A 12,606-nucleotide genomic window follows, 5' to 3' on the forward strand; every position below is an offset into this window, starting at 1 on the left:
TCACGATGGACCCAGCGACAATGGCGCAGCAAAGGATGTTCAAACGGTAGCTGGCAGGGCTGTTCCGGGAAGTGGGCTTCAGGGCCGCTTCGAGGTGCACCGAGACAAACCGTGCCGGCGAGCCCCTCAGGGGGTGCAGGTCAACAGGGGGTGCCCCATGACCGATGCGTACAAGGCGAAGAGGAACAACGGGGAGGGTCGGTATTTGACCATAGACAAGGAAATAGCGTCCAGCATGCTGAACGCGTCGTACGCGGTAGATCTGAAGTCGGCTGTCCATACCTCCTTGGAGACCATACGCAACATGCTCCTGGAGAGGCCCAACAACGAGGAGATCAGCCTGCTGACCCAGCAGGTCGAGCGCCTGCTCACCGAGCAGACCGAGCGGCTCGAATCGATCAACAGGGACCTCGAAGCCTTCAACTACTCGGTGGCCCACGACCTGTGCGCGCCCTTGAGGCGCATCTGCGGCTTTACCCGGGCACTGCAGGAGCAGTACGCCGGGCGGCTTGACCTGGAGGGGATGGACTACCTCGAGCGCATCTTCAAATCCAGCCAGCACATGAACGAACTGATCGAGGCGCTCTTGCAGCTGTCCCAGCTCTCCTACCTGAGCCTGAAGCGGGAGGTGGTCGACCTCTCCGAGATCGTCAGCGACACCGCGGCGGACCTGGCGCAGGGGACCCCGGAGCGCAAGGTGGAGTTTGTAATCCAGCCCAGGATCCGCACCTTCGGGGACCACAACCTGCTGGAGATCGCCATGAAGAACCTGCTGCGCAACGCCTGGAAGTTCTCCCAGATGCGCGAGGTGGCCCGCATCGAGTTCGGCGCGCAGGAGAGCGCTGCGGACAAGACCTGTTTCGTGAAGGACAACGGCATCGGCTTCGACATGGCCAACGCCGAGCGCATGTTCCACGCCTTCCAGCGCCTGCACAGTTCCAGCGAGTTCCCCGGCAACGGCATCGGGCTCACCACGGTGCAGCGCATAATCAACCGACACGGCGGTCGCATCTGGGCCGAGGGGGAGGTGGACAAGGGGGCCACCTTCTTCTTCACGCTGCAGTCGTGCATCACCTGAAAAGCCCCTTTTGCTGCGCAGCCCGATCTGCTATGATCCCTCCACATTAAAATCGGAGGCGGGCATGCACGAGATGAGCATAACCCAGAGCGTGGTGGAGATCTGCGAAGGTCACGCCGCCGGGCGCAAGGTGGTGGAGGTGGTCCTCGAGATCGGGGAACTGTCCGGGGTGGTGCCGGAGAGCGTGGAATTCTGCTTCGAGGCCTGCACCAAAGGGACGCTGCTGGAGGGGGCCAAGCTGACCATCGAAGAGGTGCCGGGGCGCGGCAACTGCCCCGCCTGCCACGGTGAATTCCCGCTGCAAAGCCTCTTTTCCCCCTGCCCGGCATGCGGCGCTTTCGGTCTTGCCATCGTCTCGGGCGAGGAACTGAGGGTGAAGGAGTTGGAACTGGAGTGACCCTTTCTGTCCCGGCCTCGGGACAAAATGATACAAAACCGGGACAGAAGTACCCAACAAAATGAAGCAGTGAAAGGCGCCGCGCGGAAAGCATCCGCGGGCGCCATTTTTTTTGCGCAATGATTTCAGTGTATTACATTTTGAAATTTTGTTTACTCAATTGGCACGGGTGTTGCCGTATACGGGCGGTTTGATTTATCTCGAGGAGGCTTGTTATGAAAGAAGAGATGTTTTGCGAAGGGGTCACCCGCAGGAGTTTCATGAAGGCCTGTGTCACCGCCACCGCGATGATGGGGCTGCCCTTCGCCATGCATACGCAGGTGGCCGAGGCCGTTGAGAAAAACGGCAACCCTGCGGTGATCTGGCTCCACTTCCAGGAGTGCACCGGCTGCTCCGAGTCGCTTCTGCGCTCGTCCCACCCGACCATTTCCACGCTGATCCTGGACATGATCTCGCTGGACTACCACGAGACGCTCATGGTCGGCGCCGGTCACCAGGCCGAGCAGGCGCTGCATGATTCCATGAAAGCCAACCACGGCAAGTACATCCTGGTCGTTGAAGGCGCCATCCCGACCAAGCAGAACGGCATCTTCTGCAAGGTCTCCGGCAGGACCGCCCTCGAATCCCTGCAGCACGCAGCCGCAGGGGCCGCCGCCATCATCAGCATCGGCACCTGCGCTTCCTACGGCGGCATCCAGTCCGTCTCCCCGAACCCGACCGGCGCGGTCGGCGTCAAGGACATCATCAAGGACAAGCCGATCATCAACATCCCCGGCTGCCCCCCGAACCCCTACAACTTCCTCTCCACCGTGCTCTACTACCTGACCTTCAAGAAGGTGCCCGAGCTCGATGCGCTGGGCCGTCCCAAGTTCGCCTACGGCAGGAAGATCCACGAGCACTGCGAGCGCCGTCCGCACTTCGACGCCGGCCGCTTCGCCAAGGCCTACGGCGACCCGACCCACGCCCAGGGGTACTGCCTCTACAAGCTGGGGTGCAAGGGGCCCGCGACCAACGCCAACTGCTCCGTGCAGCGCTTCAACGACGTGGGCGCCTGGCCGGTATCCATCGGTCACCCCTGCATCGGCTGCACCGAGCCGGACATCCTCTTCAAGACCGCCATCGCCGAGAAGGTACAGATCCACGAGCCGACGCCGTTTGACAGCTACGCTCCGGTGGACCTGAAGGAAAAAGGGAAGGGTCCGGACCCGCTGACCACCGGCTTCGTCGGTCTCGCGGCAGGTGCGGCGCTCGGCGCCGGCGCGATGCTCGCCAAGAAGCTTCCGGGTGAGGCGCAGGAGGGTGCCCATGAAAAAGACAAGTAGACGCGACTTCCTGAAGCTGGCCGGTGCTACCGGCGCGGGCCTTCTGGCCTGCGGCGCGGGTAACGCCCTGGCCAACGAGGGACTCCAGGTCAACAACGACGAGCTGGGCATGCTCTACGACGCCACCAAGTGCGTCGGCTGCAAGGCCTGCATGTCGGCCTGCAAGCGGGTCAACTCCGACTACGGCTCACTCTCCTACGAGAAGGCTAAGTTCGACGAGGATGGCCTGTGGGATGCCCCGAGCGACCTCTCCGGCTCGACCCGTACCCTGATCAAGCTCTTCAAGGAGAGCGAGAAGCGCTGGAGCTACGTGAAGTACTCCTGCATGCACTGCCAGAAACCCTCCTGCGTCTCGGTCTGCCCGGTTTCCGCCATGACCAAGGAGAAGATCTCCGGCATCGTCGACTACAACAAGAACACCTGCATCGGCTGCCGCTACTGCCAGATCGCCTGCCCGTACAACATCCCGAAGTTCCAGTGGGAGAAGGCGGTGCCGCAGATCGTGAAGTGCGACCTGTGCAAGGCGACCAACCTGCGCGAGAAGGGGATCACGGCCTGCGCCGAGGTCTGCCCGGCGGCCGCCATCAAGTTCGGCAAGAGAAAGGACCTTTTGGAGGAGGCGCACCAGAGGCTCAAGGACACCCCGGACAAGTACGTGGCCCACGTCTACGGCGAGCACGAAGGGGGCGGCACCAACCACCTCTACCTGGCCTCCATGCCGTTCAACAAGCTCGGGCTCCCCGAGATCAAGCCGGAAGCGCCGGCCGAGTTCTCCGAGAAGATCCAGCACACCATCTACAAGGGTTTCATCGCCCCGCTGGCCCTGTACAGCACCCTCTGCTTCATCGCGGTGAAGAACATGAAGAAACACCAGGGGCACGACGACGATCACCAGAAGGGGGATAAGTAATGGGACACAGCGAAGAATACCAGAAGCTGGAAGGTAAGATCTTTACCAAATCCTTCTTCATCCTCCTCTCCGTGGTGCTGCTCGGCTTCTACTTCGTGGGCGTGCGCTACGTGAAAGGGATCGGCGCCGTCTCCAACATGAGCGACGGCTACCCCTGGGGCATCTGGATCACCTACGACGTCGCCACCGGCACGGCCATCGCCTGCGGCGGCTACGCGGTCGCCATCCTGGTCTACATCCGCAACAGGATGCAGTACCACCCGATGATCCGCTCGGCGATCCTCACCTCCATGTTCGGCTACGGCCTGGCCGGCTTCTCGGTCATGGTCGACCTGGGCCGTCCCTGGAACGCCTACAACTTCTTCATCCCGAGCAAGTGGCAGGCGAACTCCGCCATGTTCGAGGTGGCACTCTGCGTCATGGCCTACTCCACCGTCCTGATCCTGGAGTTCCTCCCGGCGATCCTCACCTCGATCGAGAAGAGCAAGTGGGACCGCATGAACGCGATCCGCAACTGGCTGCACCCGAAGATCGCGCCGGACAAGAAGACCATGGAGGACAAGCTGGAGATGGTGCGCCTGGGTGCTGCCTGGCTCAACCCGCGCCTGAACAAGGTCCTCATCTTCTTCATCGTTTTGGGCATCACGCTGCCGACCATGCACCAGTCCTCGCTGGGGAGCCTGCTCCTCATCGCCTCGACCAAGTTGCATCCGCTCTGGCACACCGGCTTCCTGCCGCTGCTGTTCCTGTTGAACTGCGTCTTCATCGGCTACGCCATCGCCATCCTGGAGTCGATCATCTCGAGCTACTCCTTCAAGCGTCCCTTCGAGATCGAGGAACTCTCCGGTCTGGCCGGCCTGATCCCGTTCGTGACCGTGATCTGGCTCACCGTCGTGATCGGCGACCTCTCCTACCGCGGCCAGATTCACGCGGCGCTGAAGGGCGACTTCTACTCCGGCTGGTTCATGACCGAGTTCCTGCTGGTCGCCTGCGGCTCGCTGATCCTCTTCGTCAAGAAGGCCAGGAAGTCGGCGCGCTGGCTCTTCATCTCGGCTTCCATGATCGTTCTGGGCGGCGCCCTGTACCGCTTCAACGTCTACCTGATCGGCTTCAACCCGGGCCAGGGGTGGAGGTACTTCCCCTCCTTCGCCGAGGTGATGATCACCGTGGGCATCGTGGCCCTGGAGATCCTGGGCTACAAGGTTTTCGTGGCGCTGTTCCCGGTTCTGCCCAACATGGACCTGCACGGCGCCCACAAGAAGAAAGGGCACGCCAAGAAGCACAAGGGAAGCGAGGCGGAGAAACATCTGCCGGCCGGCGAGGCGCACGCGCACTAACATTAATTAAGCAATTAGCCTTTTGGAGGAATAAATGTCTAGAATCACGCTTGATCCCATCACCCGAATCGAAGGACATCTGAGGATCGATGTCGAAGCAAACGGCGGCAAGGTCACCAACGCCTGGTCCTCCGCCCAGATGTGGCGCGGCATCGAGGTGATCCTCAAGGGGCGCGCCCCGGAGGATGCCTGGAGCTTCGTACAGCGTTTCTGCGGCGTCTGCACCACCGTGCACGCCATCTCGTCCATCCGCGCCGTCGAGCACGCCCTCGACGTCGAGGTGCCGCTGAACGCGCAGTACATCCGTAACATCATGATCGCCCAGCACTCGGTGCAGGACCACATCGTCCACTTCTACCACCTCTCCGCCCTGGACTGGGTCGACATCGTCTCCGCGCTCAAGGCCGATCCCAAGAAGACCGCGCAGATCGCGCAGAGCATCTCCGACTGGCCGGGCAACTCCGAGAAGGAGTTCAAGGCGGTGCAGGACAAGCTGAAGGCGTTCGTGGCCGGCGGCAAGCTCGGCATCTTCGCCACCGGCTACTGGGGCCACCCGGCGATGAAACTCTCCCCGGAAGTGAACCTGATGGCGGTCGCCCACTACCTGAAGGCGCTCGACTACCAGAGGAAGGCTTCCCAGGCTACCGCCATCCTGGGCGGCAAGAACCCGCACATCCAGAACCTCGTGGTCGGCGGCGTCGCCACCGCGATCAACACCGAGAACATCGCCACCCTCAACATGGAGCGCCTGATTTACCTCAGAACCCTCATGGAAGAGACCCGCGACTTCGTGCAGAAGGTCTACTACCCGGACCTCCTCGCCATCGCCGGCGCCTACAAGGACTGGTTCAAGTACGGCGCAGGCGTCACCAACTACATGGCCGTGCCTGAGTTCCCGGAGGACACCAAGAACACCAAGTTCCAGCTCCCCGGCGGCGTGGTCATGGGCGGCAACATCGGCGGCATCAGGATGGTCAAGGATCACCGCGACGACTACCTGATCAAGAACATCAAGGAGAACGTCACCCACGCCTGGTACGAGGGTAACGGCACCCTGCATCCGTGGGACGGCGAGACCAAGCCGGACTACACCGACTTCAAAGAAAACGGCAAGTACTCCTGGTGCAAGGCTCCGACCCTCGACGGCAAGCCGGTCCAGGTCGGCCCGCCGGCACAGATCATGGCCGCCTACGCCGCAGGCAACCCGAAGGTGAAGAAGCTCGTGGACGGCGCCGTGTCCACCCTGGGCATCTCGCTCAAGGACATCCACTCCACCATGGGCCGTCTCTTCTGCCGCGGCGCCCGCGCCCACGTCATGGCCGACCTGTCGCTGGAGAACCTGGACAAGCTGATCGCCAACATCGCTTCCGGCGACCAGACCTATGCCAACCACACCGTGATCCCGAAAGGCGAGTACCGCGGCGTCGGCTTCCACGAGGCTCCGCGCGGCACCCTGTCCCACTGGATCGTGATCAAGAACAAGAAGATCGAGAACTACCAGGCCGTGGTTCCCTCCACCTGGAACGCGGCGCCGAGGAACGACAAGGGCGAGCTCGGTCCCTACGAGGCATCGCTGGTCGGCAACCCGATCGCCGACGCCAGCAAGCCGCTCGAGGTGCTGCGTACCGTGCACTCCTTCGACCCGTGCATCGCCTGCGCCGTCCACACCGTGGATCCGGAAGGCGCGGAGATCACCAAGGTGAAGGTGCTGTAGCTGTAACAACGAAAGGGGACTGGCACCTGACGGAGCCAGTCCCCCTCTGTAGAACGGGCAGGGGACTGTCTCCGCAAGGTGCCTGTCCCCCTCCCATAGCTGGTGGCCGGTAGTGAAAGACAGCGGTTAGAGATGGTTTGGGGGTTGCAAAAATTCGGTAAATCCGAAGGGCTATAGGGGGGCGCACCAGCGAAAAAAGCTTGTGCCGCCGCCGGTACTCGTTTAATTTATAGCCTGGTTTTGCTAGCCCCAGTCCCTGCTCCCTAGCCCCTGGTTTTCCCCCGGCCTTTTCTTTTTTCTGGAGGTTACATGCAGGTCCTCATCTATGGCGCCGGCAACCTGATCCTCTCCGACGAGGGGTTCGGCGTCCATTTCGTCAGACATTTAGAGCAGCACTACCAGATCCCGGACAACGTCGAACTCTACGACGGCGGCACCCTGGGCATCATGGTGCACTTCAAGTTCGAGGAGGCCGACAAGGTCATCCTGGTGGACGTGGTGCAGGCCAAGGGAGAACCGGGTGACATCTTCCGCTACGAGCGCGAAGACATCATGCTGAAGAACATTCCCGTCAAGATGTCGCCGCACCAGATCGGGCTGCAGGAGATGCTCCTGATCTCGGAGATGCGCGACGCACCCAAGCCGGACCTCACCTTCTTCGGCATCGTGGCCCAGTCGCTGGACCCGGGCGATCAGCTCACCCCGCCGCTGCAGGCCGGGCTCGAAAAGGTGGCCGGGCTCGTGGTCGAAGAACTGGCCAAGGTCGGCGTGGAACTCAAAAAGAAAGCCGCTTAGGTTCCCTCTCCCTCCGGGAGAGGGTGCCCGAAGGGCGGGTGAGGGCGCTGCCGACTGCAGCCATTTGCCCTGTGCCGACGCCCTCACCCTGACCCTCTCCCACAGGGAGAGGGGATGTGGACGAATGTTGGAAAACAGTCGATCCGGTCAGCGGATCGGCGTAAAGGAGAACGACATGTTTGGATTTGGTTTGCCCGAGTTGATCATCGTAGCCGTCATCCTGCTGGTGGTTGCCGGTCCCAGCAAACTGCCGCAGTTCGGCCAGGCTCTGGGGAGCAGCATCAGGGGCTTCAAGAAGGCCATGAACGGCGAAGACGTGGTCCAGATCAACGAGAAGAGCGAGAAGAAGGAAGGCTAAACCGGAGGTTGAACCGATATGTGCGTAGACTGCGGCTGCGGCCCGAACCACGACCACGACCACGATCACGATCATGATCACGACCATCACGGACACCACCATGGGCACCACCACGGTCATGACCACCATCACGGGCACGACCATGACCATGGCCATCACCACGGTGAGGGGCATAAACACCACCATCACCACGAGCATCCCGGCGAGGAGCAGCCTGCCAGGAAGGTGGTGATCGAGACCGACATCCTCTCCAAGAACAACAGGATGGCAGCGGGCAACCGCGCCCTGTTCCGTGAGAAGGGGCTGTTCGTGCTGAACCTGGTTTCCTCGCCCGGTTCGGGCAAGACCACCATCCTGGAGAGGACGCTGAGAGACCTCTCCGCAACCTGCCGCTGCGCCGTGGTCGAGGGTGACCAGCAGACCGACAACGACGCCATGCGCATCGCGGCGACCGGCGTGCCGGTGAAACAGGTGAACACCGGGGCGGGTTGCCATCTCGACGCGCACATGGTGCTGCACGCCACGGAGAGCTTCGACCTGGACAACCTGGACCTGCTCCTGATCGAGAACGTCGGCAACCTGGTTTGTCCCGCTTCCTTCGATCTGGGTGAGCACCACAAGGTGGTGGTCCTGAGCGTCACCGAGGGCGAAGACAAGCCGCTCAAGTACCCGCAGATGTTCCACGCCGCCGACATCATGCTGCTCAACAAGGTCGACCTGCTCCCCTACCTCGACTTCGACGTGGAGAAGTGCAAGGAAATGGCGCGCCGGGTCTCCCCGGGCATCCACATTCTCGAGGTCTCCAGCAAGACCGGCCAGGGGATGGACGAGTGGTACGCCTGGCTCAAGAAAGGGATGGAGCGGTCCAAGGCCTAGTCCGGACCTTTCGGTGACGAGATGACCTCACGCGAGCGCGCCAGCCTGGAGATCGACGGCATCGTGCAGGGGGTGGGTTTCCGCCCCTTCGTGTACCGTCTCGCCCTGCGTTTCGGGCTCTCCGGTTGGGTGCGCAACACCGGCAAGGGGGTGCAGATCGAGGCCGAGGGGGAGGGGGAAGACCTGCTTGCCTTCAGCCATGCGCTGCGCGACGAGGCGCCCCCGCTGGCCGTGATCGGGTCCGTCAAGTTCGAGAAGATCGCCCCGGCCGGCGGCGAGGGGTTCGTCATCATGGACAGCGCCAAGGCGGGGAAGGGGGGCGAGATATCCCCCGACTGCGACGTCTGCGACGACTGCCTCGCCGAAATGTTCGACCCGAATAACCGCCGTTACCTCTATCCGTTCATCAATTGCACCAATTGCGGCCCGCGCTATTCCATCATCACCGGCATTCCCTACGACCGCCCCGCCACCACCATGGCCGGCTTCGCCATGTGCGACGACTGCCTGGCCGAGTACCACGATCCGCTGAACCGCCGCTTCCACGCCCAGCCCAACGCCTGTCCGGTCTGTGGTCCGCGCCTGAGCCTCGTCGACCGTGACGGCACCCCTGTCGCCGGGGATCCCTTGGGACAAGCGCTTGCGGCGCTGTGCGCGGGACGCGTCGTCGCGGTGAAGGGGGTGGGGGGATACCATCTCGCCGTCGACGCCTGCAACGAGGCCGCCGTCAGTCTGCTGCGCCGGCGCAAGAAGCGGGACGAGAAGCCCTTTGCCATGCTGGCCGCCGACCTCGACTCGGTGCGGCGCCACGTGAGGTGCTCGGACCTGGAAGGACGGCTCCTCGCCGGGGTGGAGCGCCCCATCGTGTTGATGAGGAAGCTGCCGCAGACCCCGATAGCGCAACTGGTGGCCCCCGGCAACGGCTGGTTTGGTTTCATGCTGCCGGGGAATCCGCTGCAACACCTCCTGGCGCGCAGCTTCGGCGGTCCGCTGGTAATGACCAGCGGCAACCTGTCCGACGAGCCGATCGCCTATCGTGACGACGAGGCGCTGCGGATGCTCTCTGGCATCGCCGATATGTTCCTGACCAACGACCGCGAGATCCACACCCGCACCGACGATTCCGTCATCCGCCTGTACCGGGGCGAGCCGCTTTTTCTGCGCCGTTCGCGCGGCTACGTGCCGCGGGCACTGGCGCTGCCGGACGAACAGGCCAGCGTGCTGGCGCTGGGGGCGGAGCTGAAGGCCACCCTCTGTCTCAGCCGCGGTGCGAAAGGGGTTTTGAGCCAGCACATCGGTGACTTGAAGAACGCAGCGACCATGGCCTCGCTTGAGGAAAGTGCAGGGCACTTGCAACGCCTTCTCGAAATTACGCCGGAAGTGGTCGCCCACGACCTGCACCCGGACTACCTCTCTACTGTCTACGGGCAGGGCCTGGGGCTCCCGTGCGTCGCGGTGCAGCACCACCACGCGCACATGGCGTCGTGCATGGCTGAAAACGGTCTGGACGGGGACGTTATTGGAGTGATCCTTGACGGCACCGGCTACGGCAGCGACGGCACCATCTGGGGGGGCGAGTTCCTGGTCGGTGGCTACGGTGGCTTCGAACGGCGCGGCCATCTCGCTCAACTGCGCATGCCCGGCGGCGATGCGGCGGTGAAGGAACCCTACCGCATGGCCCTCTCGGCGCTGTACCGGCTGCACGAGGACCAGTTGTTCCGGCAGCCGCTGACGGTGTGCGAGCAGGTGCAGGAATCCGACCGGCCGCTGTTTCTGAAGATGCTGGAGAAGGGGATCAACGCGCCGCTCACGTCGAGTTGCGGCAGGCTTTTCGATGCCGTCTCCGCCCTCCTCGGTGTACGGCACCGGATCAGCTACGAAGGGCAGGCAGCCATCGAGTTGGAGGCGTTGGCGGAAACGGGGAGTGCCGACGAGCCGTACCCGTACCTGGTGACAGGGGAGGCCGGAGAGGTGCTGGATTTCGCGCCGGCCGTCGTCGCCATCTGCACCGACCTTGCCGCGGGCAGAAGCCGCGCCGACATCGCCCGCGCTTTCCATCGCACCGTCGCCGCCGGGATCGTGGATGTCTGCGGGCGGATCAGGACGACGACCGGTTTGGACCGGGTGGTCCTGTCGGGCGGGGTGTTCCAGAACCGGCTGCTCACCGAGGATGTGGCGGATCGGCTTGCCGCGGCGGATTTTCTGGTTTATTGCCACCGGCTGGTGCCGCCTAATGACGGCGGTTTGGCCCTGGGGCAGGCGGTCATAGCTGGCAGGCTTTTCGGCTGTAGGGGCAAATAAATATTTGGACGGTTTTCACGCTCCTCCCCCCGGAGGGGGGAGGTTGGGAGGGGGGCATTGCTTCCACAGCCGCTACGCGCCCCCTCCCTATCCCTCCCCCTCCGGGGGCGGGGACCTTGGCAAGCGACATTGTAAAGAGGAGTCTCAATATGTGTGTAGGTGTACCGATGCAGGTGATCAGCATTGACGGCGATTTCGCCATGACCGAGGTCGATGGCGTCAAGCGCGAGGCGAGCCTGATGATGCTGGACCAGGAAATCAAGGTCGGCGATTTCGTTATCGTTCATGCCGGCTTCGCCATCTCCAAGCTGGACGAGGAAGATGCTAAGGCGACCCTGGAACTGATGCGTGAAGTATATTCGCCGGAGTTGATGGGATGAACTACTCGGACAGCTTTCGCGACAAGGAACTGGTCCAGGGGCTGGCGCGGCGCATCGCAGAGCTGACCAGAGGGCTGAGCAAACCGCTGGTCTTCATGGAAGTCTGCGGCACCCACACCATGGCCATCTACCAATTCGGCCTGAGAAGCCTGCTCCCCCCCGAGGTGAAACTGATCTCGGGTCCCGGGTGCCCGGTCTGTGTCACCCCCAACAGCTATCTCGATCGGGCCATCGCCCTGTGCCGGCTCCCGGACGTGATCATCACCAGTTTCGGTGACATGCTGCGCGTGCCCGGTTCCAGCTCCTCGCTCATGGAAGAGCGCGCCAAGGGGGCTGACATCCGCGTGGTGTACTCGCCGCTAGACGCCGTGCAACTCGCCGCCAGGAACCCGTCCAAACGCGTGGTGTTCCTCGGTGTCGGTTTCGAGACCACGGCCCCCACCATCGCCGGGAGCATCCTGGCGGCCAAGGCGCAGGGGCTGACGAACTACTTCGTGCTGGCCTCGCACAAGACCATGCCGCAGCCGATGGCGATCCTGTCCGCCGACCCGGATCTGCAGGTCGACGGTTACATCTGCCCGGCCCACGTCAGCGCCATCATCGGTGCCGATGCCTACCGTTTCCTGTGCGAAGAATACAAGGTGCCGTGCGTGGTGACCGGCTTCGAGCCGACCGACGTGCTGCAGGGCGTGGAACTGCTGGTGCGCCAGGCGCTGGCCGGCGAGAGCAAGGTGGAGATCCAGTACTCGCGCGTGGTGCGCTGGGAAGGGAACGCCAAGGCGCAGGCGATGCTGGCAGACGTCTTCACCCCCTTCGATGCGCCATGGCGCGGTATCGGCGTGCTCCCCGGCAGCGGTTTGCGAATCGCGGACAAGTATGCCGACTTCGACGCCGAACTGGCCATCCCGGTCGAGGTGGAAGAGCTCAAGGAGCACAAGGGATGCCTGTGCGGCGAGATCCTGAAGGGGAAGGTTTCCCCCTTCGACTGCCCCCTCTTCGGCGGCAAGTGCACCCCCGAGTCCCCGGTAGGCGCCTGCATGGTCTCCTCCGAGGGGACCTGCGCCGCGGCCTTCAAGTACGGCCGCTAAAAATTTCACGTCCGACCGGTCCGACCGGCCCGACTAGTCCGACCAGTCTG

12 protein-coding genes are annotated in these 12,606 nt (G+C 63.1%); all 12 read left to right on the forward strand.

The window, feature by feature from the left end:
• The first annotated feature begins 157 nt into the window (after window positions 1–157).
• Entirely contained in the window at window positions 158–1,078 is a 921-nt protein-coding gene (locus tag H7687_RS12740; RefSeq protein ID WP_183347924.1) for a sensor histidine kinase, read from the forward strand.
• Between the two features lie 64 nt (window positions 1,079–1,142).
• A complete protein-coding gene (hypA, locus tag H7687_RS12745; protein ID WP_183347926.1) occupies window positions 1,143–1,475 on the forward strand; it encodes a hydrogenase maturation nickel metallochaperone HypA in 333 nt (110 codons plus the stop codon).
• A gap of 215 nt (window positions 1,476–1,690) precedes the next feature.
• The gene (locus tag H7687_RS12750; protein ID WP_183347928.1) at window positions 1,691–2,797 is read left to right on the forward strand and encodes a hydrogenase small subunit; all 1,107 of its coding nucleotides are present in this window, start codon (window positions 1,691–1,693) and stop codon (window positions 2,795–2,797) included.
• Entirely contained in the window at window positions 2,781–3,707 is a 927-nt protein-coding gene (gene hybA / locus H7687_RS12755; RefSeq protein WP_183347930.1) for a hydrogenase 2 operon protein HybA, read from the forward strand. The genes H7687_RS12750 and hybA overlap by 17 nt, the downstream gene beginning before the upstream one ends.
• Window positions 3,707–5,044 (forward strand): Ni/Fe-hydrogenase cytochrome b subunit, encoded by a 1,338-nt coding sequence (hybB, locus tag H7687_RS12760; RefSeq protein ID WP_183347940.1) that lies wholly within the window; start codon window positions 3,707–3,709, stop codon window positions 5,042–5,044. The genes hybA and hybB overlap by 1 nt, the downstream gene beginning before the upstream one ends.
• A gap of 34 nt (window positions 5,045–5,078) precedes the next feature.
• Entirely contained in the window at window positions 5,079–6,758 is a 1,680-nt protein-coding gene (locus H7687_RS12765) for a nickel-dependent hydrogenase large subunit (protein WP_183347941.1), read from the forward strand.
• A gap of 309 nt (window positions 6,759–7,067) precedes the next feature.
• Window positions 7,068–7,553 carry a HyaD/HybD family hydrogenase maturation endopeptidase gene (locus H7687_RS12770; protein WP_183347942.1) on the forward strand — a complete coding sequence of 162 codons (486 nt, stop codon included), beginning with the start codon at window positions 7,068–7,070 and terminating at the stop codon, window positions 7,551–7,553.
• A gap of 175 nt (window positions 7,554–7,728) precedes the next feature.
• A complete protein-coding gene (locus H7687_RS12775; RefSeq protein WP_183347943.1) occupies window positions 7,729–7,911 on the forward strand; it encodes a twin-arginine translocase TatA/TatE family subunit in 183 nt (60 codons plus the stop codon).
• Window positions 7,912–7,929: 18 nt separating this feature from the next.
• Entirely contained in the window at window positions 7,930–8,787 is an 858-nt protein-coding gene (hypB, locus tag H7687_RS12780) for a hydrogenase nickel incorporation protein HypB (RefSeq protein WP_183347944.1), read from the forward strand.
• A gap of 21 nt (window positions 8,788–8,808) precedes the next feature.
• Window positions 8,809–11,088, forward strand: coding sequence for a carbamoyltransferase HypF (gene hypF / locus H7687_RS12785; RefSeq protein WP_183347945.1), 2,280 nt, complete (start codon window positions 8,809–8,811; stop codon window positions 11,086–11,088).
• A 149-nt stretch (window positions 11,089–11,237) separates the two neighbouring features.
• Window positions 11,238–11,468: a HypC/HybG/HupF family hydrogenase formation chaperone gene (locus H7687_RS12790; RefSeq protein ID WP_183347946.1), complete on the forward strand. Its 231-nt coding sequence runs from the start codon at window positions 11,238–11,240 to the stop codon at window positions 11,466–11,468.
• A complete protein-coding gene (hypD, locus tag H7687_RS12795; RefSeq protein ID WP_183347947.1) occupies window positions 11,465–12,556 on the forward strand; it encodes a hydrogenase formation protein HypD in 1,092 nt (363 codons plus the stop codon). Before H7687_RS12790 ends, hypD begins: the two co-directional genes overlap by 4 nt.
• Window positions 12,557–12,606: the final 50 nt, after the last annotated feature.

Origin of the sequence: Geomonas paludis (assembly GCF_014193585.1) — a bacterium.
GTDB lineage: Bacteria > Desulfobacterota > Desulfuromonadia > Geobacterales > Geobacteraceae > Geomonas > Geomonas paludis.